A 26,270-nucleotide genomic window follows, 5' to 3' on the forward strand; every position below is an offset into this window, starting at 1 on the left:
CATCCGACGTGCCTTTCCGGTTCGACCGCGTCACGTCCGGTATGTGCACGATCTCGCCGTCGACCCGCGATCGGAACCCCTCGAACTCGGTGAGTCGCCCATGAGCGGGAAGGACGACTACTACAACCGCTCGAAACAGCAGGGGTACCGGAGCCGCGCCTCCTACAAGCTGAAACAGCTCGACGAGGACGCGGACCTCCTCGCACCCGGCGACACCGTCGTCGACCTCGGGGCCGCGCCGGGCGGCTGGCTCCAGGTGGCCGCCGAGGAGGTGGGCGAATCGGGGACCGTGATCGGCGTCGACCTCCAGCGCATCGACGACCTCGACGAACACGACGTCGAGACGATCCGCGGCGACATGACCGAGGAGCGCACCCGCCACTACCTGCGGGAGGCGGTCGGCGAGGGCGGCGCGGACGTCGTCGTGAGCGACATGGCCCCCAACATGACCGGCGAGTACTCGCTGGACCACGCGCGGTCGGTCCACCTCGCCCGGCAGGCGTTCGACGTCGCCGAGGAGCTGCTCGCGCCCGGCGGCGACTTCGTCGTGAAGGTGTTTCAGGGCGAGGACCTCGACGGGTTCCGCGACGAGGTCGCCGACGCGTTCGAGTACGTGAAGACGACCTCGCCGCCGGCCTCGCGGGACGCCTCCTCGGAGGTGTACCTCGTCGCGAAGGGTCGAATGACCGCCACCGTCGCGGTCGGCGACCGGCTGGAGGTCACTATCGAGGGGCGCGGCGACGAGGGCGACGGCATCGCGTACGTCGACGGCTACACGCTTTTCGTCCCCGACGCGGAGCCCGGCGAGACCGTCGCGATCGAGGTCAGGGACGTCAAACCTCGGTTCGGATTCGCGGAGCGGATCGAAGGGTAACGCGATTCACTCTCCCGCCGACCGCCGCCGCCACTCCCGGAGAGTGAACGCCTCGTAGTCGACCTCGTCGACCACCTCCCACTCCGTTTCGTCCCACGCCGGGTACCGCGTGTCGCCCTCGTAGACGCCGACGACGTGGCTCAAAACCATCCCGTCGACGTGCGGCTGGAACAGCTCGTAGATCGACCCCCCGCCGAGGACGTAGACAGTCTCGACGCCCTCCTCCGTCACCGCCTCGCGCGCCCGATCGAGCGCCGCCTCGACGTCGCCGGCGGCGACCGCGGTCGGCACGTCGACGGTCTCCACGCTCCGGCTCACGACGATCTGTCGGCTCCCCGGGAGGTCATCGCGCATCGAGTCGAAGGTACGCCGGCCGAGGATCACCGGCGAGCCCGCGACGCGCTCGCGGTACTGCCGCACGTCCGCCTCGATGTGTGGCCAGGGGACTTCGCCGTCCCTGCCGATCACGCCGTTCTCCGCGAGCGCCGCGACGCTGACGAGTCGCATACCGATCGCTCGGGCTCGGTGATATAAAGTGACGCGACGGCCCGGCCGTCGCCGCTTCGGGACGCGGCTGCCGCCTGCTCCGGGACGCGACCGAACCTACTCAGCGAGGCCGAGCAGGTCGAACGGGTAGCCGTTGTCGTTGTCGTCGGCCTCCTCGTAGACGACGCGGGCGGCCGCGACGTCCTGGATCGCGAGGCCGGTCGAGTCGAAGACGGTGACGCCGGACACGCCCTCCTCGCCGGTGCCCCTGGCTCCCGCCCGCCCCGCCCGGTTCCCGACGACGATCTCGCCGATCTCGCCGTAGATGTCGTCGTCGTCGAGGACGCCGGCGGCGTACGGGACGTTGATCTCCCCGGAGTGGGTACACTGCGCGTGGTCGTCGATGACGATCGTCGCGTCGAGCAGGAGGTCGTCGGCCAGTTCGTGTTTGCCCTCTGCGTCGGCGCCCATCGCGTTGACGTGGGTGTGTTCGCCCACGTCGTCGGGGCCGACGATCGGGTCCTCGACGGGCGTCACCGTCGAGAGCACGTCGCAGTGGCCGGCTTCCGAGATCGAGCCCGCGCGCACGTCGAAGCGGTCCTCGAAGGCGTCGATGAAGTCCGCCACGCGCTCCTCGTCGAGGTCGCTCACGACGACCTCCTCGATGTCGCGCACCGCGGCGATCGCCTCGAGCTGGGTGTACGCCTGGACGCCCGCGCCGACGATCCCCATCGAGGTCGCGTCCGGAATCGCGAGATGGTCGGTGGCGACCGCGGCGGCCGCGCCCGTCCGCTTCATCGTGAGCTCGGTCCCGTCCATGATCGCGAGCGGGAAAGCGGTCTCGGGGTCCGAGTAGATCATCGTTCCCATCACGGTCGGGAGGTCGTGGTCTGCGGGGTTGTCCGTGTGGACGTTCACCCACTTGATCCCGGCCGCGTCCCAGTCGCCGGCGTCCATGTACGCGGGCATCGACCGGAAGTCGCCGTTGTACTGGGGGAGGTCGAGGTACGACTTCGGCGGCATCTGGGCGTCGCCGCGCTCGTAGGCGGCGAACGCCCCCTCGACTGCTTCGATGACGCGATCCATCCGCGCGTTCTCGTCGACGTCCTCGTCGTTGAGGAGCAGCGTCTGCATATCGCAACTCTTGCCGGAGGGGTACTTATCCCTGCTGAAGCGTTCCGGTTTCGGCGGCGCGACCCGACCCGCCTACGCCTCGATACCGGTCGGGTCGAGTCCGACGCCGGTGACTTCGAAGCGCGCGCCGCCGTCGGGTCCCTCCGTCACGTCGATCTCCCACCCGTGGGCGGCGACGATCTGCGAGACGATCGCGAGCCCGAAGCCGCTCCCGTGGTCGGACGTGGTGTGTCCCCGCTCGAAGACCGCCTCGCGGTCCGTCGGCGGGATCCCCGGTCCGTCGTCCTCGACGTAGAACCCGCTCTCGTCCTCCAATACGCCCGCGGTAATGGTCACGGATTCGCCGGCGTGGTCGACGGAGTTCCGCAACAGGTTCTCCAGCGCCTCGACCGTCCGACCGGGGTCACACCGGACCGTCATCGAGTCGTCGATCTCGAGGGTGGCCTCCGACAACAGGAGGTTCTCGCTGCTCGATCGGACCAGCGATTCGAACTCGACCGGCGCGCGGTCGTCGATCGTCGCGCCCCGCTTCGCGAGCGTGAGCAACTCGTCGATGAGGTCGTCCATCCGAGCGAGCGCCCGCGCACTGGTTTCGAGGTATCGACTGTCGTGTTCCTCCCTGGCGAGGTCCAGGTTCCCGTCGGCGACGTTCAGGGGGTTTCGGAGGTCGTGTGCGACCGTCGAGGCGAACCGCTCCAGCCGTTCGTTCTTCTCGACCAGGCTCTTCTCGTAGTACTTCCGGTCGGTGATGTCCCGGCTGAACCCGCTGATGAAGTCGACCTCTCCCCGATCGTCGGTGACCGGGATACACCGCGATTCGACCCACGCTTCGAACTCCTCGGACCTGTTCACGCGGTACTCGATCCGGACGGTCTCGCCGTCGGAGACCCGAGCCATCGCCTCCGTGACGCGGTCGACGTCCTCGGGATGAACTCGATCGAGGAACGACCGGGGGTCGGAACGGATCTCCTCGGTCGGCCGACCGAAGACGGTCTCGTACGCGGAGTTGATGAAGTGGAGCTCCTGCCAGTCCGCCGAGAATATCCACAGCACGTCGTCGGTCGCCGAGGCGAGCGACCGGAGCTTCCGGTCCGTCCGCTCCATCCGTCGTTGGGCGCGTTCGTGTTCGACGGCCGAGAGGACCTTCCGGGCCAGAAGCGGGGAGGGGTCGCCGATGGCCCGGTGGATGACGTAGTCGGTGACGCCGGCGCTGATGCTCTCGCTCGCGACCTCCTCGTCGCCCGTCTCGGTAAAGAGGATGAACGGGACGTCGTCGCCGTTCTCGCGGATCGAACGGAGGTAGTCGAGTCCCGTCCGCCCCGGCATGTGGTGGTCGCTCAGAACGCAATCGACCCGGTGATCGGTTCGGACCGCTTCGGCTTCGTCCACCGATTCGGCGGTTCGAACGCCGATCCGGTCGTCCTCGCGCTCGAGACGTCGAGCGACCAACTCGAGGAGTTCGGCGTCGTCGTTGACGTAGAGAACGGACACGTCCGTCGCTCCAGCCATTACGGGGAAGTGACAGCACCGGAATAAATACGCTTCGCATCTAGTTATCAATCTTGATAACCAACGGTCGCGAGCGTCGTCCCAAAGTCCTCGACCGGACACGAACGGCTCACTGTTCGCATCGCTCGCCTAGAAAACCGGAGAACGGGTGGATCCGATCGGTCGATCGGCCGACTGATCGATCAGCCGACCGGTCGATCGGTGATCGTCGACGTCGCGAACGGAGTGGCGGCTGTGTGGGCGATTACTCGCCTGACTTCACATCGCGCCGCCCATGCCGCCCATGCCTCCCATGCCTCCCATGCCGCCGGCGCCGCCCTCGTCGCCGTCGCCGGAGGTGGAGAGGTCGCCGGCCGCGATGATGTCGTCGATCTTTAACACGAGGTTCGCGGCCTCGGCCGCGGAGGCGACCGCCTGCTCCTTGGCGTGGGCGGTCTCGACGACGCCCGCCTCGAAGGTGTCCTCGACCTCGCCGGTGAAGACGTTGAGCCCGGCGTGTTCGTCGCCCGACTCGTGGGCCGCACGGAGGTCGACCAGCAGGTCGATGGAGTCGAGTCCGGCGTTCTCGGCGAGAACGCGGGGGATCAGCTCGAGCGAGTCGGCGAACGCCTCGACGGCGAGCTGCTCACGCCCGGAGACGGAGTCGGCGTAGTCGCGGAGCCGACTCGCGAGCTCGACCTCGATCGCGCCGCCGCCGGGGAGCGTCCGCCCGTCCGAGACGGTGGTCGCGACCACGTCGATCGCGTCGTTGATCCCGCGCTCGAGCTCGTCGACGACGTGCTCGGTCGAGCCGTAAAGCAGCAGCGTCGCGCCGTGGGGGTTCTCCCCCTCGACGTAGAACAGCTCCTCCTCGGCGTCGCGGGTGACCGAGCCGACCGCGACGTCGTCGGCCGACAGCGAGTCGATGTCGGTGACGATCGTCGTATCGAGGACGTTCTTGAGGAACTTCATGTCGGACTTCTTGGTCCGACGGATCGCGAGAATACCCTCCTTCGCGAGGTAGTGCTGGGCGAGGTCGTCGATCCCCTTCTGACAGAAGACGACGTCCGCGCCGCTCTCGACGATCGCGTCGACCTTCTCGCGGAGCTGCTTCTCCTCCTGGTCGAGGAACTTCTGGAGCTGGTCGGGCGAGTCGACGTTGACCGAGGTGTCGACGTCGGCCTCCTCGACCTCGATGGCCTCGTTGAGCAGGAGGACGTTCGCCTCCTCGAAGTCGGTGGGCATGTCGTCGTGGACCGGGTCCTTGTCGACGACCGCGCCGGAGAGCAGCCGGGACTCGCCGGCCGAGCGACCGGTCCGCGTCTCGATGTTCAGGTTCTGGAGGTCGACGACGTGCGAGCCGTCCTCGGCCTCGACGGTGACGTCCTGGATCGCGCGGACGACGAGGTCCGCGAGGACGTCCTTCTCGAGCTCCGCGCCCTTGCCCGTCATCGACGTCTCGGCGACGTTCTTCAGCGTCTCCGTGTCGTCGGGGTCGACGGCCGTGGCGATGTCGTCGACCTGCTCGCGGGCGTGCTCGCTCGCAAGGTTGAATCCCTTGATCACCGCGGTGGGGTGGATGTCCTGCTCGAGGAGCTCCTCGGCGTTCTTCAGGAGCTCGCCCGCGATGGCGACCGCGCTCGTCGTGCCGTCGCCGGCCTCATCCTCCTGTGTCTCGGCGACCTCGACGATCATCTCGGCCGTCGGGTTGTCGATGTCCATCGTCTGCAGGATGGTGACGCCGTCGTTCGTGATGGTGACGTCGCCCATCGAGTCGACGAGCATCTTGTCCATCCCCTTCGGCCCGAGCGTCGAGCGTACCGCCTCCGCGACGCCGCGCGCCGCGGAGATGTTGTACTCCTGTGCGTCCTTGTCCTTGACGCGTTGGGCGTCGTCGCCCATGATGATCATCGGCTGACCCTGCTGCATTCGCTGGCTCATACAGTGCTTGATTGTTTGTGATTCTATATAAACGTATCGCAAACGCGTCCCTCGGATGGATCGATCGAGACGGAACGCCGATCGACAAAACTCCCCGACTGAGAGCCCACGGATCGAGAATAATGTTGACTATTCTCATGGATTTTGACGTGTGAGATCGATGATGAGGACGGCCTTTATACAGAACCGAGGAGAATACTTGCGGCTTTAGCCGCAGGATGAATCCGACAATACACGCCACAGTCCACCATCTATCGCTGAGTCGGATATTCCACCTCTCTGGAACCGTGCCTTTACAAGAAATACGAATATAAGCTATTATACAGCGTTTCAGATGTTAGAAGTCCACAGAACCCACCGGGCGACAATCCGCAACCACTCACAGGTGGCGGAGTCACTCGACCGGCATGGGTGGTCGGCCAGCAAACTCTGGAACGTCGCGAACTACTACGCCCGCAACGTGTGGGATGACACGGGTGAGATACCCGACCACGGCAGACTCAAAGACGAGTTGAAGACACACACCAACTACAAGGGACTCCACTCACAGTCCAGTCAGCGCGTTCTGGAGGAGCTCGCTGAAGCCTTCACCTCGTGGTACGAGTCTACTGACGATCGGGACAACCCGCCCGGCTACCGCAAAGAAAACTACTACGACGACCACGGCAACCGCGTCCACGAAGAACACCCTCGCAGTACGGTAACGTGGAAGCAAAACGGCATCAAACACGACACCACAAACAACCGCGTCAGGCTCTCGAAAGGTGCCAATCACAAGGAACACCCGAAAGCGTGGGAGTACATCCTTGTCGAGTACGAGACACGCCCCGGCGTCACCATCGAAAATCTCCAGCAGGTTCGTGCCGTCTACGACCGACAGAAGAGTCGGTGGGAACTCCACCTCGTCTGTGTAGATGAGGTCGAGACTCCTGACGCACCCGGCAGCGAGACAGCTGGTGTCGATCTCGGTATCTGCAACTTCGCCGCGGTGGCCTATAGTACCGAGGAAGCCGATCTGTACCCCGGCAACCGCTTGAAACAGGACGGCTACTACTTCCCCAAAGAGATCGCGAAGTGCGATGATTCGAGTGGCGATCGGGCCACTCAGCTTCACCACACATGGTCAGAGCGGCGCACGCACTTCTTCCATAGTCTCGCGAAACATATCGTTGAGCGGTGTGTCGAGAAGAGCGTCGGTCAGATTAATGTCGGAGATCTCGAAGGTGTCCGCGACGACAAGAACGGCGACGCAAAGAACTGGGGCCGTCATGGGAATCTCGACTTGCACGGGTGGGCGTTCAACCGGTTTACGTCGATCCTCAAGTACAAAGCAAAAGTAGAGGGGATCGAAGTCGTGGAAGTGTCTGAGCGTGACACGAGTAAGACGTGTTGCGTGTGTGGAAGAGAAGACGAGAGTCAGCGCGTTGAGCGCGGGTTGTACGTGTGTGATGCGTGCGACGCAGCATTCAACGCGGACGTAAATGGGGCGGAGAATATCCGTCTCGACATGAACGAAAGTAACTCCGAGTCTTCGGCCAGTTTGGGTGGGGATAGGAGTACCGGCTGGTTGGCACAGCCCGGAGTCTACCTGTATGACTTGTCCAGCGGATTCCAACCGCAGGCACAAGTGGTAGACTGTAAACCCTAATATCCCAACCCAGCGGCGCGGTGCCGTGGAATTCCCGCGTCTTCAGGCGCGGGAGGAGGTCAAATTCGAATATCATCCGTGAGATCGATGCCCATCCGTTATTAGGGGGCACCGAAAACGTCGACGTATGGATGGGTTCGAGGGTCCGGTGGAGGACTCACACGGAACGTGGTCGGTCGGCGACCGTGTCGGGAGGACGCCCCGGTGGACGACGTATCGCGGAACCGACGAGGAGGGCGATCCCATCGCGATCAGGACGCCGACGGGAACCGTCCCGGAGGACCGACACGACCGGTTCGACGCGCTCGCCCGCCAGTGGGGGACCGTCGACGAGCGGCGGACCGTCCGGGGACTGCTCGACTGGGGAACGGATCCGGAACCGTGGGTCGCGGTCGAGTACGTCCCCGACGAACTCGAGGCCTGGGCGACCGGTGCCACGCTCGAGACCGCGCGGGCGTGTGACCCGCGGACTCGGGCGGAGCTGCTCTTCGACGTCTGTGAGGTCCTCCGGACCTACTCGCGGTACGGGTCCACGCCGTGTCACCTCGCGCTTCACCCCGACTGCCTCTCGTTCCGCGTCGACGGCGAGGGACCGGTCGCGGTCGTCGACGACTGGGGGCTGAGCCGGCTCGTCGAGGACCCGACGCCGACGCCGTACACCGCGCCCGAACAGCTCGAGGGCGACCACGCGTCGAAGCGGACCGACGTCTACCGGATCGGCGCGCTCGCCGCCGCGGTTCTCGGGAACGGGTCGCCGTTCCCCGACGTCGACGCCGACGACCCGGGGGCGCTGGCCGCCGCGATCCGCGAGGGGATCGACGTCGACGCCCTCGCCGACGACCTCCCGGAGGGGGCGATCCGGCCCACTCGTCGTGCGACCGCGACCGACCCGGCGGATCGGTACGCGACGACGTATCCGCTGGGCCGTGACCTCCTCGACGCCGTTCCGCCCGTCGACACGGCGGACCGTCGGGCGGACGCGCTCGCCGCGACCGTCGTTCCGACGCCCGAGTCGTCGGCTGCGGAGTCCGGATCGGGCGAGTCGGAGCCGGGATCCGCCGGATCGGAGCGTGGATCCGCCGAAACCGGGACGGCGACGAAGGACGAGGAGGACGCGAGTACCACGGACGCGAGTACCGCGGCCGCCGCCACGACCGACGCGAGCGATCCGGGCGGGAAGTCGGCCGGCGGAGACGCCGACGGCTCCGACGGGGGCGGCTCCAGACGATCGTTCCTCAAGTACGGGGTCGGCGCGTTCACGCTCGCCGGCGTCGGGCTCGGCGGCCTCGTCGCGATGGATCGGAACGATCCCACGGCGGAGCCCCTACAGGGCGGGACGACCTCGACCGACGGATCCGGCGACGGTACGGGGACCGAGACCCAGTCCGAGGGCGGGGAGACGGACTCGGAGGAGGACGCCGCCACCGAGATCACGGGGGGGACCGTCACCGTGGACGTCGGGGCCTTTCAGGCGTTGGAGGGACTTCCCGGAGCGATCGCCGACTCGGACGTCTCGGACGAGATCGACGTCGAGACCCGATCGAGCGAAGGGGGTCCGGAACGGCTCGAGGAGTTCCTCTCCCGCGTCGACGCCGGCGACCCGACCCCGGACGTGATGCTCGTTAGCAACTCGGAGCTCGGGCTCCTCGCGTCGGCTGACGCCACGGAACCCCTCTCGGCACACGCCGACGACCACCCGATCGGGGAGGTGCTGGGCGAGGCGTTCCCCGCGCTCGAGGCGATGGGTCGTCATCCGGGGGACGGCGAGGTACACGCGTTGCCGTACGCGTTCATGCCCGACGCCATCCTCTATCGGAAACCGGCGTTCGAGGAGGCCGGATACCAGGGACTCGACGACTGGATGACGTCACCGCCGACATGGACGGAGTGGTCGCGGGCGGTCGCGAATGCTCGTCGGGACCGTGGATTCGTCTGGAGCGGCCAACCCAACATCCTCGCGATGACGTTCACCGGTGTTCTGGCGGGCTTCGGGGGGGCCTACTACGGGACCGAGGACAGGGCTCCGGGCGACGACGCGCCGGTGACGGTCGACGAATCGCCCGGGATCCGCGCGGCGAACGTCCTCCATGACCTGGCCATCGGCGGCGATCGAACGGACGGAGCGATCGAACGGATCTCGCCCCGAGAGGTGTTCGAGTACTACTACGCCGAACCCCGAGAGCAGTTCCTCGACGGACACGCGATCGCAGCCAAACTCCCGCTTGCGATGGCGATGGAGGGTATACGGCAGGAGGACGACGCGATCGGTATGATGCCGTTGCCCGCCGGATCTGCGCGGTCGAGAACGACGGTCTACGGGCAGTACGCTGTCGTCAACCCCAACACGGAACTGCTCGGCGAGGCGCTCGCGGTCGTGCGGGGACTCCGCTCCCCGACCGTCGCTTCACTCGTCTTCGAGAACGGGTGGTTCCCGACGATGAACGGGGACCCGTTCTCCGTGGACGCCGTCGCGTCATCTCCCTACGAACCGCACGCCCCCGCGATACGGTTCATGGCCGAGAACGCGGTCCTCGAACCCGCGACGGAGACTTGGTACCACGAGCGATCCGGTGTCGGTGAGGCGATCTACCGGGCGATCACTGACGATCCGGACGCGGGACTCCGAGAGGCGGCGTCGATACTCGACGGGAACTGAAAAACGAGGACCGTCCGATCGGATCGGCGGGGCGGCTACTCGGCCGTCTATTCGTCCAGATCGACGAGGTACTCCGTGTCCGTCACGTCCGACGTCGGCTCCGGCGGTTCGTCGTCGGCCTCGAGCTCCCGTCGGGCGAGGTGGTCCTCGAGCTGCTGACGCTTTCCTCTCCCCTTCCGTTCGCGACCCGATTTCGTGTCTGGCATCGTCACCCGTGTCAATACTTCCCATGCATATTAAGGTTGTGTCGGGGTTTCGAAACGCCACGCGCGTCGCTCGGCGTTCGAGACGTCCAGAAACGCCAGGGGAGAGATTTGAACCGGAACCGGACGTGCTCGCTCACTGCTCTCGGCTTCGCCGCTCGCTTGCCGAGGCGCTCGCGCTGCTCGCACCTCGCGTCGCTCGCTGTGCGCGACCGGTAGGGTTCAAATCCTCCGGCGCTTTGCTGTCGCAGAACTCACTCGTCGCTGCGCTCCTCGTTCTTGTTGCGACGGCGAAAGACGCCAGGAGAGGGATTTGAACCCCCGATCCCGGAAGGGAACACGCTTTCCAGGCGTGCGCCTTACCACTCGGCCATCCTGGCTCGTTCGAAACTAAATCGGTGGGACTGTTAAGTCCTTCTTTTCGCCCCCCGTCGAGCGATCCGGTGTTCCGTGAGGTACGCCAGCGCGCCGGCGGCGGCGGCGACGACCGCGGCCAGTCCGAACAGCCACGCGTACCCGAAGGGGAACGACCCGCCGGTGAGGAGGTATCCCTGTGCGGCGACGAGGAACGCGAACCCGCCGATCGCCCCCCACAACCCCGCGGAGCGCAGCCGGTTCCGCCGCGTGGCGGGGACGCCGGTGGCGGCCGTCCCGGAAGCGGCGGAGCCGGTCCCGGAAGCGGGAACCGCGTCGCCCTCGCGGTCCTCGTCGCCCTCCCTCATCTCACTCCACGCTCGCGACCGCCTCGATCTCCACGCCGATACCCTTCGGGAGCGCGCCGGCCTGAACCGCCGACCGCGCCGGAGGTGACTCCTCGAAGTAGCCGGCGTACACCTCGTTCATCTCCTCGAAGTCGTCGATGTCGGCGAGGAAGACGGTCGTCTTGAGCACGTCCTCCGGTTCCGCGCCGGCCTCCGCGAGGACCGCGAGCAGGTTGTCGAGCGCCCGTTCCGTCTGTTCCGCGATCGGGGCGTCGTCGAGGAGTTCCCCCTCCGGCGTCAACGGGATCTGGCCGGCGGTGAACACGAGGTCGCCGTTCGTCGTCGCCTGGCTGTACGCGCCGACCGCCTCCGGGGCCGCGTTCGTGTGGATGACGTCCGTCATGCGTCGGCCCCTTCGACGCGGACCACTAAGTGTCTCGGGGACGCGGCCGATCCGACCGTCGGACATATTAGCGCCGAGTGCTAACGTTACACACATGTCGGTGGCACTGCTCGCCGCGCTGCTGGCGGGGATGCTCCTGATCAACCTGGCGGTCGCGTGGAGGCTCGCCCGTCGGAACCGCGGTCCCGATGACGTGACCGGCACGGCGAGGACGTCGGCGGACGGCGATCACACCGGGTTCGACGCGTTACTCGCAAAGCGACGGGGTCCGGACGCGTCGAGCGACGCCGACGCCCTGACGGACGAGAACGGCCGGTCCGACGACCCGCCGCCGCTCGAAGCCGACGGAGAGACGGTCGTCTGCGGGCACTGCGGCGCACGAAACCGGTCGGGATACCGCTACTGCCGCTGGTGCGTGCGGTCCGCTCTCGTCGAACGGGGGCGCGGCGACGCCGCCAGGGCGACGCGTCGACCGCTCTGAGGCGGTCGGCCGAGCGTCACCGAGGTGGCGAGGTGATCGTCACCGGTCTCCCTTCGCCTCCCGGCCGAGGTGCTCCTCGACCGCCTCGACCTTCCGGTCGGCCGTGGTGTCGACGGTCCGCTTGTCGTCGATCTTCAGGAACGTGGAGATCCGGTCGCCGTCGACCGCGCGGTGGGCGGCCCCGACGGCGTCGAGCAGCGTGTCGACGTCGTCGGCCTCGATCACGGTCCCCATCGGGTTCGTCTCGTAGCTCACGTCGAAGTCGTCGAGGGCGGCCACCGCCTCCGCGACCTCCTCGGCCATGCTTCCCTCGATCACCGGTGCAACGCTCAACAGGGCGACGACGGTCATGTTCGGGGATACGCGAGTCTACGGGATAAATGCCGTACCCGGCCGGCGCTGCGGTCGGGCTCCCATCGGACCCGTCCCGGTGCGGCGGCCGACGCCTCCGCCCGTTCGTCTCCACCCGTTCGTCTCTCCTATCCGTCGAGCGCGTCCCGCAGGAACGAGAGCTGGTGGCCGACGGCCGGCTCGAAGTCCGTCCCGAACGGGGAGAAGTGGTCGGCGGGCATGGAGACGACGGTCCCGCGTCGGAGGTCCGCGGCCGCGTCGACGACCGCCTCGGCCGAAACGATCGGGTCGTCGGTGCCGGCCAGAAGCAGGGTCGGCGCGCGGACCTCCGCGAGCCGCTCGATCGGCCGGTAGTTGACGAGCCGCAGGAGCGACCGAGCGGGGGTCTCGTTCCGCCAGGACGACTCCCGGTCGACGAGGTCCAGATAGCCCCGCTTCGTTCCCGGCTCGGTGATCGCGGCGAGCTCCGCTTTCTCGCCGACGATCGGGACCGTTCGGCCGCGACCGAACCGGTGGCCGAGCAGATCGCTGACGCCCGCGAGGCCCGCACGGGCGACGTACCGACCGCCGCGATCGGTGACGATCGACCGCGCGTCGAGGACGGGCGTCACCGCGACGACGGCGTCGACGTCCCGACGGTCGGCGGCCAGCGTCAGGACGTGTCCCGCCGACAGCGACGCGCCCCAGAGGATCCGGCCACGTCCGACGGCGTCGACGCGGGAGAGACGATCGATCGCGCCCGCGCAGTCGTCGCGCTGGGGACCCGGGTGGACCAGTTGGGAGTCGCCCTCGGACTCGCCGAAGCCGCGATGATCGAAAGAGAACGCGGCGTAGCCGGCGTCGGCGAACCGTTCCGCGATCGCGGGATAGCCGAAGCTCCGTTCGGCCCCGAGGCCGGGGGCCATGACGACGACCGGCGGATCGTCGTCGTCACCGCCCGGGAGGTAGAGCGTCCCTCGACAGGTCTCCCCGTCGACGTCGAACGCGAGGTCACGGGTCGAGAAGCGCTCGCGCGGCGGGCGGACGAGCCGTCGCTGGGCGCGGTTCACCGGGTTGCGTCGAGTCACGGCGCCCGATCCTCCGGGGTCTCCTCGCCGTCGGATTCGTCGCCGTCGTCGACACTCGATTCGTCGCCGTCGACGTGCGTGAGCGTCTCCAGAACGCGCGTCGAGAACTCGGTCTCGGTCAGTTCGTCCGCGAGGAGCCCCTCGAACCACGCGGGCTCGGCGGCCCACGTCCCGAGCGGGTCGCCCGGCGCTCGTATCACGGTCGCCTCGACGCGCACCGGCTCCCACGCGTCCGATTCCGCGCGGTCGATGAGGGCGTTGAGCGCCCGTCCGATCTCGCGGCGGTGGACTTCTCGACCGGGGAACGCGGTCATGTACGTCACCTCGAGCGGGTCGCCGGCGTCGATGGACTCGACGCTTACGCCGTAGCTCCGGAGCGTCGGTTCGACCCCGCTCGTCGGTTCGTCGTCGCTCATACCGGACGGTCGGCGGGACGGGATAAATCGGTACCGGCGCGTCGCTTCGGGATCGGTATCCCGGGAGTCCGAGCGGAAAGCCGCTGACGGGGGCCGTCGGCTACGACGACCGATATCGAGTCTGTCAGAGGCACACGATTGTCCCGTGCGGCCGGAAACGGGTACTCCGTCCCGAGTCATAAACGCTCGGTGAACGATCTTTCAGTTATCTGGCTTACAGACGCGCATCCCCCTTCGAGATACCCGACGACCGTCGGTTCGACCCCGCCAGAATTTATACTCCTTCCGACGGAGCATGCGGTATGCTCCGGGCCGCGCTGGCGACGCCGCTTCGCTCCGAGGACGCGGCCGGTACGCTGATCATCGGGACGGTCCTGACGCTCCTCTCGTGGATCGTCACGCCGTTCTGGCTGATCGGAACGCTCTCCGTGCCCCTCCTCGTCGTGGCCGCGCCGCTCGCGCTCGCGCCGGCGCTCGTCGCCCGCGGCTACCTCCTGCGGGTGATCGCCGTCGGGATCGACGCGGGCGACGGCTCCGCGTACGTGACGGACGCCTCACCGGAAGCGCCGCCCTTCGTTCGCTGGGGGCGGCTCTACCGCGACGGCCTCGCGTCCGCGCTGCTCACTGCGGCGTACCTCCTCCCGCTCGTCGTCGGACTGGCCGCAGTCGGAGCCGCCGGCGCGTTCGTCGAGCTCGGCCGGGTGGATCCGGCGCCGCTCGCGGAATCGATCGCGGGGACCGATCCGGAGGGCCTTCCGGGCGTCGACGCGGCCGTGCCGCCCGCCACGCCCGCATACGGGATCGTCGGCGCGTTCCTCGCCGTCGTCTCGCTCGCGTACCTCGTCGCGTTCGCGTACGTCAGGCCGGCGGCGCTCGCCGCCCTCGCCGCGGGAGGCCGGCTCCGCGACGGGCTCCGTCCGGCAACGGTCGGCCGCACCGCGCTCTCGGGCGAGTACGCGGTCGCGTGGTCGCTGGCCATGATCGCGTTGCTCACGGGATACGTCCTCGCGGGGCCGTTCGTCCCGCTCCTCGTCGGGGTCGCCGGCGTCTTCGTGGTCCGCGTCGTCGTTCACACGCTGTACGGTCTCGGCGCGAGCCACGCGGTCGAGCACGCCGAGTCGGTCGTTACGGCCGATGACGGGAGCGTCTCCGACGCCGAGTCGGAACCTCCGCGCGAGCCGAAAGAGCCCGCCGTCGACCCGTCTCCGGGATCGAACGCCGTCCGACCGGAGGCCGATCCGGCGGTCCAGACCGGTCGATCCGTGCCCGGCGGAACCGTGGATCCGGTTCCGGAGGAGGTCGGAACCGTCGATCTCGACTCCCTGGTCGAGGGGTCCGGCGGGGATTCCGACGACGGCGGCGATCGCGCCGACGACCGCGACGACCGCGACGAACTCAGTGACGACGACGGCGACGATCGTCCGGGGGCGGGCACGGCCGACGAGTTCGACTGGGGACCGTGAGCGGCCGGCGTCGTGGAGCCGTGGGCGACCAGCGTCGTCGCTCCCGCCCGCGACCGTCGAGGCGGAAGCCAAGAGTTGATACCGTCCCGATCGAACGCCCGATATGCGAATCTCCGAGCGGGGCTACGGCGAGGAGGGCCGCGAGCGGCTCACGCTCGTCCCCGAGAACGTCGACGACCTCTGGCACTTGGCACACGTCCTCGAGCCCGGCGACCGCGTCGAGGGCGACACCACCCGCCGGATCCAGCGGAACGACGACCGGATGCGGGACACGGGCGGACAGCGCGAGCACATCTTCGTCACTCTGGAGGTCGACGAGGTCGAGTTCGCGCGCTTCGCCAACCGGCTCCGCGTCTCGGGCGTCATCGTCGCGTGCTCCCGGGAGGACCAGCTCAACGCCCACCACACGATCAACGTCGAGGAGCACGACGAGATCACGGTCGAGAAGCACTTCAAGCCCGACCAGACCGAGCGTTTGGAGGAGGCGACGGAGGCCGCGGAGAACCCCGACGTCGCCATCGCGACCGTCGAGGAGGGGGCCGCGTACGTCCACACCGTCCAGCAGTACGGCACCGAGGAGTACGCCTCCTTCACCAAGCCGACCGGCAAGGGGGAGTACTCCCGGCCGCGCGAGGAGCTGTTCGCCGAGCTCGGCGAGGCGCTCGCCCACCTCGACGCCGACGCGGTGATCCTCGCGGGGCCGGGGTTCACGAAGGGGGACGCCCGCGACTACATCGCCGAGGAGTACCGCGACCTCGACGACCGGATCACCACGGTCGACACCTCCGCTGCGGGCGACCGCGGCGTCCACGAGGTGCTCAAACGCGGCGCGGTCGACGAGGTGCAGAAGGAGACGCGGATCTCCAAGGAGGCGAGCCTCATCGACGACCTCACCGAGAACATCGCGCAGGGCGCGAAGGCGACGTACGGGCCCGAGGACGTCGCCGAGGCGGCCGAGTACGGCGCGGTCGAGACGCTGCTCGTCGTCGACGAGCGTCTCCGTACGGAGCGACAGGGCGACGGCGACTGGGCGATCGACGTCAACGAAGTGATCGAGTCGGTCGAGCGGCAGGGCGGCGACGTGGTCGTCTTCTCGGCCGACTTCGCCCCCGGCGAACAGCTCTCGAACCTCGGCGGGATCGCCGCGATCCTCCGCTACCGACTCCAGTGACCGACGGTGACCGACCATGACTGACGAACCACGCGGGTACGACGAGAAGCACTACTCGCGGACGAAGGATTAGCGTTGAGTTGGGCCTGTTCACGACTGTTACCCGCACGCGACGGTCACTCGCTCTCCGAGGGTTCCGGCGGTTCGCTCCACTCCTCGCCGTCGTCCCGGGGATCGTACCCGATCGTTTCGCGGGCGTACTGCAGGTCGTCGAGCCAGCGCCGATCGTTGGCGCTCACCCCGTAGAAGTGGTCCCACTCGACGGTGTCGTCCTGGAGACAGCACTCGACGAGGTGGGCCAGGTCGCGTCGGGACTGCCAGAGACCCTTCATGCGTGCGACCTGTTCCTCGTAGGCGTCACTGCCGCGTTCCCAGCGCCCCGCGTCCACGCCGCGTTCGGCGTCGCCGTACGGGTGGTCGTATCGAGGGGCACGAACGGCACCGATCCGGAGCCCGTAAAACCGGATCCCGTGTGCCTCCGCGGCGAGCCGCCCGAGGTCCTCACCGTAGCTCTTCGAGAGCCCGTAGCGGGAGTCCGGCCGATGCGGTTCGTCGTGCCCGGCGACGATCCCTTCGTCGTGGTAGACCGCCGGGCTGTTCCGTACCTCGACCATGCCGACGGCGTGGTTCGAGGACGCGAAGAGGACCGACTCGACGCCCGCGTCGATCGCGGCCTCGTAGACGTTGTTGATTCCCTCGAGATTGGACCGGAGATCGGCCGACCAACCCACACCCCTGGAGTCGGCGCCGAACTCGTCACCCTCCCGGATCAACGCGAGGTGAACGACCGCGTCCTGTCCCTCGAAACTCGGCCGGATGGCCTCGTAATCGCGAACGTCCGCGACGACCGACTCTCCAGGGCCGTCGACCTCGGTGACGTCGAGGAGCGTGAAGTCGTATCCGTCGTCCGAGAGATGGTCCGTGATCGCCGTCCCGACCCGCCCACCCGCACCGGTAACCAGTACGTCCATGACGCCGCTTTTCGCGTACCTGCGGTTTAGCGTTACCCCATCCCCGAACCCCCAACGTTATGTGACGTCTCGGCGATCATACGGTCCATCGATGGGAGACGTGACGGTCTGTCTCGGGTTCGATTTCGACGCGGTGTCGGTGTGGATCCACGGATACGGCGCGGAGAACAGTCCGACCAAACTGTCCAGGGGCGAGTACGGCGCGACCGTCGCGGTCCCCCGCATCCTCGATCTGCTCGACGAGCTCGACGTCGAGGCGACGTTCTTCACGCCCGGTCACACCATCGACAGTTTCCCGGAGCGAGCGGGCGACGTCCACGACCGAGGTCATGACGTGCAACACCACGGGTGGAGCCACAGACACCCCGGGAGCTTCGAATCCAAGGAAGCCGAGAGAGCCGACGTCGAGCGCGGCATCGAGAGCATTCGCGATTTGACGGGCGAGAAGCCGTCCGGCTATCGCTCGCCCGCCTGGGACTTCTCGACGAACACCCTGGAGGTCCTCCGGGAGCTCGACTTCGAGTGGGACTCCAGTCAGATGGGCCACGACTTCCGCCCGTACTACGTCCGCGAGGGCGGGTCCGCCGACCCCGACGAGCCGTATGACCGGGGAGAACCGACGGAGGTCGTCGAGGTTCCCGTCTCCTGGAAGCGCGACGACTGGCCGCCGTTCCAGTACGTCTCGGGAGCGGATTCCCAAGGGGGAGCGCCCGACGAGAAGCAGGTGTTCGACATGTGGAGAGAACAGTTCGATTGGATGTACGACCACGTCGAGAACGGCGTCTTTCCGCTGACGTTCCACCCGCAAGTGGTCGGTCAGGCCCCGCGCCTTCGCTATCTCGAATCGCTCATCCGATGGATGCGGGAGAAACCGGGCGTCGAGTTCGCGACCATCGATTCGGTCGCGCAACGGTTCTGATCGGGCGCGCGTTTCACCGGGACCGAGCGCCGATGGTCGCCGACTACGGAGAGGAGCCACACTCAAGTCGTTCCCGGATCCACGACCAGACGGACATGGCAGACTCGTTGCGCGCGTTCTTCGGGGAGATCGAGGCCCCGGATCGGTCCCTCGTCGTGCTCAATCGATCGTCGCCGGACCCGGTCCGGAACCTGCTCGATTCGCTGCTCGAGGGACAGCCCGTGTCGATACGCGACGAGGAGGTTCCGGACGGCGACGACGACGTGGTGGCGTTAGTCGAGGACGGCGAGGTGCTCGCGCAGTCGACGCTCGACGACCTGCTGGAGTCGGTGCTTCTCATCAACTCGGACCTGTACAAGACGGGCGCGATCGACCTCGGTGAGGTCGAGCTTCCCGACGTGCTTCGCGGGCTCGACGAGGTGCCCTTCAGACTCCGAGGGTACCCCCAGTCCAACAAGGAGAAGCTGCTTCTGATCGTCATCTCGCGGGTGATAGAGCGGATCGCGAACGAGACGGGCGGCGGGACGCTCCGGTCGTCGTTCCAGCGGCTCTCGAGGCTCAGGGACGAGCGGGGGACCTACGAGGTGTACGAGTCGGTCGCGCGAAGCGGCGTCGACGTCCACGTCTACGGCGTGGACGACGCCGACCCGGCGGGAGAGCTGCCGGTGACGGTCCACACGGGATCCTCGTATCCCTACCGTCGGTCGTGGTTCGTCGTCTTCACGCCGCCGGGCCGGAGGGACGACGGAAACGGACGACCCTCCGGGACCGGAGACCACGCCGCGCTGGTCGCGCTCAAGGACGAGCCCAACGTCTGGGACGGGTTCTGGACGTTTCGACCCGAACTCGTGGCCCGGATCGACCGCTACATCGCCGAACACGTCTGAGGGGGAGGGTCCGCGCCGCGAAACCCTCGACCCGTTGAATCGAACGGCCGATCGTCGGGTGTCCCTCCGTAACATATTATACCGGCGGGAGAACTTTTCACGGCATGGCAAATCGACACGAAGCCGCCGACGAGAGTCGGCGTCTCGACCGGCGGAACCTCCTCGCGACGATCGGGGCCGCGGGGACCGCCGGGTTCGCCGGGTGCGGTGGCCAGGGGGCCACCGAGCCCTCGGGGTCCGCCGACTCGGACGACGGCGGGCCGTTTCCCCTCTCGGTCCGTCTCGAGACCGGCGGGACGGACGAGCGCATCCGGATGGTCGAGGTCATCGCCGAGTCGCTCCAGCAGACCGGGTACTTCGAGACGGAGGTCGAGACCTACGAGTGGAACGCGTACCTCGACCGGGTCATCAACCCGGCGTATCAGGACGACGGCTACCTCCCGGCGATCGGGCTCTCCGGGACGTTCAACCCCCACAGCTTCTGTAACCCGATCCACAACTCGGCGAACGTCGGCGCGTGTTGTAACCTGACCGGGATCGCCGACCCCGAACTCGACGAACTGCTCGACTCCGCCCGATACGGGATCGAGGTCGCCGAGGACTCGCGGCTCCGCGCGGAGACGTACGACGAGATCTGGCGGACGCTCGCCGAGGAGCGGTACACCTCCTTCGTCCACTTCGGCGTGGAGACCGCCGTGAGCAACGCGGACGTCCACGGGTTCGCGATGTGGCCCTTCCCGGAGGGCGTGTTCAGTTACGGCCTGTTCTCCCCGCAGGACGAGCAGGTCGCCTGGATCGACGGGGAACGCCCCGCGGGCGACACTGACCTCTCGGACCTCACGACGGGCGGAACGTTGACGGCCGCGGTCTCGACGAACCCCGACTCCTTCGATCCGCCCCACAGCAGCGACACGACGTCGACGATCGTCCAGAACCTCCTCTTCGAGGCGCTCGTCGCCAACGACGCCGAGGGAAACGTCTACCCGTGGCTCGCGGAGCGCTACGAGCTTCGCGACGTTCGAGACGTCGACCGGACGGTCTACGAGGAGTACATGCGTTCCGCGGGAACCACGGCGGAGGGCGCCGTCGACGTCGACGAGCAGGTGATCGTCCGCCATCCCGAGGACGACCCCGCGGCCGGCGACGAGGTCCGCGTGCTGCTGCCCGAGGACGCCCGCGAGGCGGCCGCGGACGGAACGTACGGGATGTGGTTCCGCTACGAGCTACGCGAGGGCGTCGAGTTCCACGACGGGAACGAGCTGACCGCCGAGGACGTCGTCGCGAGCTACGAGTACTACGAGAACTCGGCGACCGCCCCGCAGACGTTCGACTCCGTGCTCGCCGCCGTCGCGGTCGACGAGTACGTCGTCGACGTGTACGCGCAGGTTCCCGACGCGGAGGCGGAGCGCGAACTGCCGGGGGTCTCCGTCCTTAGCGCGGACCAGATCGCCGAGGTCGAGAAGGGGAGCATCGACCCGCGCGAGGGGGTCACGCCGGTCGGGACCGGGCCGTACGAGTTCGGCGAGTTCGTCGACGAGGAGTACCTCGAGGTCTCGAAGTTCGACGGCTACTGGGTCGAGACGCGGGGCGTCGACGCGGCGTTCGAGTGGTTCGACGGGCCCGACTCGTTCCCGGACGGCCCCGTGATCGACGCGATCGAGGTGGAAGTCGTCCCCGACGACGCGACTCGGACGGGCGCGCTCCGGAGCGGCGAGATCGACCTCACCTACGACGTCTCGAGCGCGACGCTCGAGGACTTCGACGACGACGACGGCTACCTCGTCCACGCGGTCGAGGCCGGCGGCTACGACTACCTCCAGTACCCGCTGAACGTCGAGCCGTGGGACGACCCGCGACTCCGGGAGGCGGTCAACCACCTGATCCCCCGCCGGCGGATCGTCGACAACGTGTTGAACGGCTGGGCGGAGCCCGCCTGGACGCCCATCCCGCGGATCGCTCGCGGGGCGGGAACGACCGACTACGGGGCGCTCGAGGACGCAGTTAGGCCGCTGAACGAGTACGACGTCGAGCGCGCGGAGGCGTTGCTCGACGAGATGGCCGCCGAGTACGACGAGTCGTCGTGAGCACGGAGTCCCCCTGATGAGTCTCAGACGGTTCGTGGTACGGCGCGCGCTCTCCGTGGTTCCGGTCCTGTTCGGCGTGTCGGTGATCACCTTCGGGCTGTTCCACCTGACGCCGGGCGATCCCGTCTCACAGCTGGTGGCGTTGAACCCGGACGTGAGCGCCGCCGAGGAGGCGCGGCTCCGCGAGCGCTGGGGGCTCTCGGGACCGGTGTGGAGGCAGTACCTCGCGTGGCTCTCGAACGTGCTCGTCGGCGACTTCGGTCGGGAGCTCCGGACGGGGCGGGCGGTCTCGGGCATCCTCTGGCGGCGGCTTCCCGAGACGATCGTCTTAGGAGTCTTCGGATGGGCCTTCGCGATCGCGATCGCGATCCCGGCGGGGATCTACGCGGCGGTGAACAAGGGGCGGCTCGGCGACGTCGCAGCGCGGGTGCTGGCGCTGTCGGGGGTCTCGATCCCGAACTTCTGGCTCGGCCTGCTGCTGATATTGGTCTTGTCGCTGTACCTCGGGCTGTTCCCGGTGTTACCTCCGTCACGGCTGCCGTTGTATCACCCGGAGACGCTCCGATACCTCCTTCTGCCGGGTGTGACGATCGGGACCGCGGCGGCCGCGAGCGTCACCCGAGTGATGCGGACGTCGATGGCCGAGGAGCTGAACGAGGAGTACGTCACCGCCGCGCGAGCGAGGGGACTGCCCGAGCGCACCGTCGTGTTCAAACACGTCCTGCGGAACTCGCTCGTCTCCGTGGTCACGCTCGCGGCCACGCTGACCGCCGGGATCGTCGCCGGCTCCGTCGTCGTCGAGAGCGTGTTCAACTGGCCCGGGCTCGGGTCCGAGTTCGTCCGGGCGATCGATCGGCGGGAGGTCAACGTCGTGATGGCGATCACGCTCGTGACCGCCGTCGCCGTCGTCCTCGCGAACCTCCTCGCGGACGTCCTGTACGCGGTACTCGATCCGAGGATCAGGTATGACTGACGGCGACGACCCGGGGACGGACGTGACCGACGACGACGATCCGGGGACGGACTCGGCGGGGAGCCGAGCGCGCAGCCGAACCGACGAGCGGGGTCGGATCCGGATCACCGGGTTCGACGCGGACCGCGTCCGCGACCGCGACCCGCTCTCGGAGCGGGGCGACGAGGCGGCCGGCGGGACGAACGGCGGGACGGCGGCCGAGATGGACGGCCGGTGGCGACGCGGCCTCCGTCGATTCGGGCGGAACCGCTCGGCGATGACCGCGCTCGCGATCGTCGTCTCGATGGCGACCGTCTCGCTTCTCGCGCGCCCCGTGGAGGTCCTCGGCGTGGTCGTCCAGCCGTTCGCGCTCGCGCCCTACGACCCGACGACGATCCTCTACCTCTCCGTCGATCCGAGCGTGAGCCCGTACGACCCCCCCTCGTGGCGGTTCCCGATGGGCGTCGACGGCTCGGGACGCGACCTGTTCTCCCGGGTCCTCGTCGGGGGACGATACAGCATCTCGATCGGCTTCGTGGTCGTCGGGCTGACCGCGTCGTTCGGGCTGGCGTACGGAGCGATATCGGGCTATTACGGCGGCGTCGTCGACGAGGTCATGATGCGGATCGTCGACGTCGTCTTCGCGTTCCCCGGGCTCGTGTTGGCGCTCGTCGTCGTCGCCACCCTCGGCGGCGGATACTGGCAGCTGGTGGTCGCGTTCAGTCTCTTCGGCTGGGCCGGGTACGCCCGGCTCGTCCGCGGGGAGGTGTTGTCGATCGCGGAGCGCGAGTACGTGGTGGCGGCGAAGGCGATCGGCGCGCGCGACCGCGCCGTGATCCGGCGACACGTCGCGCCGAACGCGCTGTCGCCGCTCGTCGTGTTGGCGTCGCTCAACGTCGGCAGCGTCGTGATCGGCGTCGCCGCCCTCGGCTTTCTCGGGCTCGGAATGGACCCGAGCACCGCCGAGTGGGGAACGATGCTCGACGCGACGCGCGAGACGCTGATCCAGGGACCGGGCGGACGGATCCCGTGGTGGGCCACGGTGTATCCCGGCGGGGCCATCTTCGTCTTCGTGCTGGCGATGAACGTGATCGGCGACGGGATCAACGACGCGCTGGACGCGCGTACGACCGGCGTGGGCCGTGACGGCCGTGGAGGCCGCAAGGAACGAGACGGCGGAGACCGAGGGGACCGGGGAGGTGACGAGTCGTGACGGCCGTACTCGAGGTCGAGGACCTGACGGTTCGGTTCTACACCGAGGAGGGAGTCGTGACCGCCGTCGACGGGCTCTCCTATCGGATCGAGGCCGGCGAGACGTTCGGCGTCGTCGGGGAGAGCGGCGCGGGAAAGAGCGTGGCCGCGCTGTCGGTGCTCGGGCTGATCGACTCTCCCGGACGGATCGAAGGCGGCGAGGTCCGGTTCGAGGGCGAGGACCTCCTCTCGATGGACGAGTCCGAACTCCGGTCGGTCCGGGGGGACGAGGTCGGGACGGTGTTTCAGGACGCCCGCGCCGCGTTGAACCCCGTCTACACCGTCGGCGAGCAGATCGCCGAGACGATCGAACACCACCTGGGGTATCCCCCGTCCGCGGCCCGCGACCGGGCGATCCGCCTGCTCGACCGCGTCGGGATCGCCGACGCCGAGACGCGATACTCGGACTACCCGCACGAGTTCTCCGGCGGGATGTGCCAGCGGGCGGCCATCGCGATGGCGCTGTCGTGTGACCCGGAGCTGATCGTCGCCGACGAGCCGACGACCGCCCTCGACGTCACCGTCGAGGCGCGGATCCTCGACCTGCTCGCCGAACTGGCCGACGAGTTCGACGTCGCGGTCCAGCTGGTCACCCACGACCTCGGAGTGATCGCCGGGACGTGCGACCGGGCGATGGTGATGTACGCGGGCGAGGCCGTCGAGACGGCGCCGATCGAGGAGCTGTACTACGACCCCAAACACCCGTACACGGCGGGGCTGATGAGCGCGATCCCGCGCGTCGGTGACGACGACGACCGGCTTCCGACGATCCCGGGGACGATGCCGGATCCGATCGATCCGCCTCCCGGCTGTCGGTTCCACCCTCGATGCCCCTTCGCCGAGGAGGCGTGTACCCGGACCGATCCCGCGCTCGTCGACCCGGAGACCGGCGAGGCGGCGACGCTCGACGACGACCGGGCGGCCGCCTGCCTCGAGTACACGGAGGGGCTCTCCGGCGGGCTGGACTACTCGGTCGAGGTCGCGGGAGGGACCGGCGAGCACGTCGAGAAAACGATCGACGAGCGCGACGAGGGTGGACCCGATGAGTGACTCCGTCGAGCCGGTCCTCCGCGTCGAGGGGCTGAAGACGCACTACGACTCGACCGACGGGTTCCTCGACCGGCTGCTCGGGCGGTCGCGGCGGGTTCGGGCGGTCGACGGCGTGGACTTCGAGCTTCGGGAGGGCGAGACGCTCGGCGTCGTCGGCGAGTCCGGCTGCGGAAAGACGACGCTCGCCCGAAGCGTCCTCCGGCTGATCGAGCCGACGGCGGGCTCGGTGTACCACCGTGGCGAGGACCTGACGACGCTCTCGAGCGCCGAGCTTCGCGACCGCCGGACGGACCTCCAGTACGTCTTTCAGGACCCCCTCTCGAGTCTGAACCCCCGCCTCACCGCCGGCGACGTCGTCGCCGAGCCGCTCGACGTCCACGGGCTCGCGACGGGGTCGGAACGCGACGAGCGGGTCCGCGAGCTGTTGGAGACGGTCGGGTTGAACCCGAACCACGCCGGGCGCTATCCCCACGAGTTCTCCGGCGGACAGCGTCAGCGGCTCGGGATCGCCCGCGCGCTCGCGGTCGATCCGGAGGTGATCGTCTGTGACGAGCCGGTGAGCGCGCTCGACGCCAGCGTCCAGGCACAGATCCTCAACCTGCTCGCGGACCTCCAGGAGGATTTCGGCCTCTCGTACGTGTTCATCGCCCACGACCTCCGCGTGGTCGAGCACGTCTCGGACCGCGTCGCCGTGATGTATCTCGGCGAGTTCGTCGAGCGGGGACCGACCGACGCCGTGTTCGAGCCGCCGCATCACCCGTACACCGAGGCGCTGCTCTCGGCGATCCCCGAACCCGATCCGCTGTGGGACGGCGACGGGATCCGGCTCACGGGGACGGTTCCGTCCCCGATCGATCCGCCCGACGGCTGCCGGTTCCACACCCGGTGTCCGCGGCTCGTCCCCGGCGCTGATTCCGACCTCCCGGCGAACGTCTGGCGGTCCGTGGCGGCTCTGGCGCGCCGGGCGGCGAACGCCGACGACGTGACGTCGTTGACGGCGACGAGAGGAGCGGATGACCGGACGATCCGGGCCGGCGACTCGACCCCACGAACCGATCCGGCGACTCGACCCCGTGACCCGACCCCGCGACCCGACGCCGTGATCGGACGTGACCCGACCGAGGCGTCACGGGAGACGTTCGGCGGGCTGGTTCGCGAGGAGTTCGACCTTCCCGAGACGCTTCCGGACGCCGGCGCTGAGGAGACGCTCGGCGAGGCGATCGACGCGCTGTACGACGACCGTATCGGGACGGCCGCGGCGCTGCTCGAGTCGGCGTTCACCTCGCCGTGCGAGCGACACCACCCGCCGGAGTACGGGGTCGGTTCGGACCACGGGATCGCCTGTCTCCGGTACGACGACGGGTTCGACGAGGAAGCCGGGACGTTCGAGGACGGATCGGAACCGGCCGGGTCGTCGGATTCGACGGCCGGATGATCGGTTCGACGGCCGGATGATCGGTTCGACGGCCGGATGATCGATTCGACGGCCGGATCGGTTTAGTCCCGTCGCGTTCGATCCCGTCCGATGCGACGGATATACGAGTCGGGCGCGCTCCGCCGCGACGACGACCCGCACGCACCGTCGGAGCGGAACGACGGAGGGAAGGTCCAGGCGCTGCGTTCGATCCCCGCCGCGGCGCTCAGCGACCGGCTCGTCCCGCGTACGCTACGCC

Annotated in this window: 24 protein-coding genes and 1 tRNA gene; 13 read left to right on the forward strand and 12 right to left on the reverse strand. The window is 68.2% G+C overall.

Going from position 1 to position 26,270, the window contains the following annotated elements:
• Window positions 1-100 precede the first annotated feature (100 nt).
• Window positions 101-874: an RlmE family RNA methyltransferase gene (locus tag EAO78_RS01125; protein ID WP_122104201.1), complete on the forward strand. Its 774-nt coding sequence runs from the start codon at window positions 101-103 to the stop codon at window positions 872-874.
• A gap of 6 nt (window positions 875-880) precedes the next feature.
• Here EAO78_RS01125 and EAO78_RS01130 read toward each other — a convergent pair whose 3' ends face one another.
• The 4 genes from EAO78_RS01130 to thsB all read right to left on the reverse strand — a co-directional run bounded on the left by EAO78_RS01130 (window position 881) and on the right by thsB (window position 5,911).
• Complete coding sequence (locus EAO78_RS01130; protein ID WP_122104020.1) at window positions 881-1,381, reverse strand: dihydrofolate reductase; 501 nt, start codon at window positions 1,379-1,381, stop codon at window positions 881-883.
• A gap of 96 nt (window positions 1,382-1,477) precedes the next feature.
• On the reverse strand, window positions 1,478-2,494 hold the full coding sequence (locus EAO78_RS01135; RefSeq protein ID WP_122104021.1) for an ornithine cyclodeaminase family protein: 1,017 nt from the start codon (window positions 2,492-2,494) through the stop codon (window positions 1,478-1,480).
• A gap of 72 nt (window positions 2,495-2,566) precedes the next feature.
• Entirely contained in the window at window positions 2,567-4,003 is a 1,437-nt protein-coding gene (locus tag EAO78_RS01140) for a sensor histidine kinase (protein ID WP_122104022.1), read from the reverse strand.
• A 258-nt stretch (window positions 4,004-4,261) separates the two neighbouring features.
• Complete coding sequence (gene thsB / locus EAO78_RS01145; RefSeq protein ID WP_122104202.1) at window positions 4,262-5,911, reverse strand: thermosome subunit beta; 1,650 nt, start codon at window positions 5,909-5,911, stop codon at window positions 4,262-4,264.
• A gap of 346 nt (window positions 5,912-6,257) precedes the next feature.
• Between thsB and EAO78_RS01150 the strand changes: the two genes are divergently transcribed.
• Complete coding sequence (locus EAO78_RS01150; protein ID WP_122104023.1) at window positions 6,258-7,571, forward strand: RNA-guided endonuclease InsQ/TnpB family protein; 1,314 nt, start codon at window positions 6,258-6,260, stop codon at window positions 7,569-7,571.
• Window positions 7,572-7,698: 127 nt separating this feature from the next.
• Window positions 7,699-10,227 carry an extracellular solute-binding protein gene (locus EAO78_RS01155; protein ID WP_122104024.1) on the forward strand — a complete coding sequence of 843 codons (2,529 nt, stop codon included), beginning with the start codon at window positions 7,699-7,701 and terminating at the stop codon, window positions 10,225-10,227.
• 47 nt (window positions 10,228-10,274) lie between these two features.
• On the opposite strand, the gene EAO78_RS18035 is transcribed toward EAO78_RS01155, so the two are convergent.
• The 4 genes from EAO78_RS18035 to EAO78_RS01170 form a co-directional block, all read right to left on the reverse strand.
• Window positions 10,275-10,433, reverse strand: a complete 159-nt coding sequence (locus tag EAO78_RS18035) for a hypothetical protein (RefSeq protein ID WP_203227803.1) — start codon at window positions 10,431-10,433, stop codon at window positions 10,275-10,277.
• Between the two features lie 295 nt (window positions 10,434-10,728).
• Window positions 10,729-10,810 (reverse strand) — tRNA-Ser (locus EAO78_RS01160).
• Window positions 10,811-10,837: 27 nt separating this feature from the next.
• Window positions 10,838-11,152, reverse strand: a complete 315-nt coding sequence (locus EAO78_RS18335) for a hypothetical protein (protein ID WP_238987591.1) — start codon at window positions 11,150-11,152, stop codon at window positions 10,838-10,840.
• A gap of 1 nt (window position 11,153) precedes the next feature.
• Window positions 11,154-11,534 (reverse strand): Rid family detoxifying hydrolase, encoded by a 381-nt coding sequence (locus EAO78_RS01170; protein WP_122104025.1) that lies wholly within the window; start codon window positions 11,532-11,534, stop codon window positions 11,154-11,156.
• Between the two features lie 94 nt (window positions 11,535-11,628).
• Between EAO78_RS01170 and EAO78_RS01175 the strand changes: the two genes are divergently transcribed.
• Complete coding sequence (locus EAO78_RS01175; protein ID WP_122104026.1) at window positions 11,629-12,015, forward strand: DUF7577 domain-containing protein; 387 nt, start codon at window positions 11,629-11,631, stop codon at window positions 12,013-12,015.
• A 39-nt stretch (window positions 12,016-12,054) separates the two neighbouring features.
• Here EAO78_RS01175 and EAO78_RS01180 read toward each other — a convergent pair whose 3' ends face one another.
• From EAO78_RS01180 to EAO78_RS01190, 3 genes are all read right to left on the reverse strand, one after another.
• Complete coding sequence (locus tag EAO78_RS01180; RefSeq protein WP_122104027.1) at window positions 12,055-12,366, reverse strand: MTH1187 family thiamine-binding protein; 312 nt, start codon at window positions 12,364-12,366, stop codon at window positions 12,055-12,057.
• Window positions 12,367-12,494: 128 nt separating this feature from the next.
• A complete protein-coding gene (locus tag EAO78_RS01185) occupies window positions 12,495-13,433 on the reverse strand; it encodes an alpha/beta hydrolase (protein ID WP_122104028.1) in 939 nt (312 codons plus the stop codon).
• Window positions 13,430-13,849 (reverse strand): hypothetical protein, encoded by a 420-nt coding sequence (locus EAO78_RS01190; protein ID WP_122104029.1) that lies wholly within the window; start codon window positions 13,847-13,849, stop codon window positions 13,430-13,432. Before EAO78_RS01190 ends, EAO78_RS01185 begins: the two co-directional genes overlap by 4 nt.
• 302 nt (window positions 13,850-14,151) lie before the next feature.
• Between EAO78_RS01190 and EAO78_RS01195 the strand changes: the two genes are divergently transcribed.
• Both EAO78_RS01195 and EAO78_RS01200 read left to right on the forward strand, forming a co-directional pair.
• Window positions 14,152-15,312 carry a DUF4013 domain-containing protein gene (locus tag EAO78_RS01195; protein ID WP_122104030.1) on the forward strand — a complete coding sequence of 387 codons (1,161 nt, stop codon included), beginning with the start codon at window positions 14,152-14,154 and terminating at the stop codon, window positions 15,310-15,312.
• A 103-nt stretch (window positions 15,313-15,415) separates the two neighbouring features.
• Window positions 15,416-16,483, forward strand: a complete 1,068-nt coding sequence (locus EAO78_RS01200) for an mRNA surveillance protein pelota (protein WP_122104031.1) — start codon at window positions 15,416-15,418, stop codon at window positions 16,481-16,483.
• 116 nt (window positions 16,484-16,599) lie between these two features.
• Here EAO78_RS01200 and EAO78_RS01205 read toward each other — a convergent pair whose 3' ends face one another.
• Complete coding sequence (locus EAO78_RS01205) at window positions 16,600-17,454, reverse strand: NAD-dependent epimerase/dehydratase family protein (protein WP_122104032.1); 855 nt, start codon at window positions 17,452-17,454, stop codon at window positions 16,600-16,602.
• Window positions 17,455-17,545: 91 nt separating this feature from the next.
• On the opposite strand from EAO78_RS01205, the gene EAO78_RS01210 reads away from it, so the two are divergent.
• The 7 genes from EAO78_RS01210 (at window position 17,546) to EAO78_RS01240 (ending at window position 26,032) form a co-directional block, all read left to right on the forward strand.
• Window positions 17,546-18,373 carry a polysaccharide deacetylase family protein gene (locus tag EAO78_RS01210; RefSeq protein ID WP_122104033.1) on the forward strand — a complete coding sequence of 276 codons (828 nt, stop codon included), beginning with the start codon at window positions 17,546-17,548 and terminating at the stop codon, window positions 18,371-18,373.
• A gap of 95 nt (window positions 18,374-18,468) precedes the next feature.
• A complete protein-coding gene (locus tag EAO78_RS01215; protein WP_122104204.1) occupies window positions 18,469-19,260 on the forward strand; it encodes a DICT sensory domain-containing protein in 792 nt (263 codons plus the stop codon).
• Between the two features lie 314 nt (window positions 19,261-19,574).
• Window positions 19,575-21,344, forward strand: a complete 1,770-nt coding sequence (locus tag EAO78_RS01220) for an ABC transporter substrate-binding protein (RefSeq protein ID WP_122104205.1) — start codon at window positions 19,575-19,577, stop codon at window positions 21,342-21,344.
• Between the two features lie 16 nt (window positions 21,345-21,360).
• Window positions 21,361-22,317 (forward strand): ABC transporter permease, encoded by a 957-nt coding sequence (locus EAO78_RS01225; RefSeq protein ID WP_122104034.1) that lies wholly within the window; start codon window positions 21,361-21,363, stop codon window positions 22,315-22,317.
• Entirely contained in the window at window positions 22,310-23,509 is a 1,200-nt protein-coding gene (locus EAO78_RS01230; RefSeq protein ID WP_122104035.1) for an ABC transporter permease, read from the forward strand. The genes EAO78_RS01225 and EAO78_RS01230 overlap by 8 nt, the downstream gene beginning before the upstream one ends.
• On the forward strand, window positions 23,506-24,597 hold the full coding sequence (locus EAO78_RS01235) for an ABC transporter ATP-binding protein (RefSeq protein WP_122104036.1): 1,092 nt from the start codon (window positions 23,506-23,508) through the stop codon (window positions 24,595-24,597). The genes EAO78_RS01230 and EAO78_RS01235 overlap by 4 nt, the downstream gene beginning before the upstream one ends.
• A complete protein-coding gene (locus EAO78_RS01240; RefSeq protein WP_122104037.1) occupies window positions 24,590-26,032 on the forward strand; it encodes an ABC transporter ATP-binding protein in 1,443 nt (480 codons plus the stop codon). Before EAO78_RS01235 ends, EAO78_RS01240 begins: the two co-directional genes overlap by 8 nt.
• Window positions 26,033-26,270: the final 238 nt, after the last annotated feature.

This window comes from Halobellus captivus (genome assembly GCF_003697845.1).
In the GTDB taxonomy this organism is placed as follows: domain Archaea; phylum Halobacteriota; class Halobacteria; order Halobacteriales; family Haloferacaceae; genus Halorubrum; species Halorubrum glutamatedens.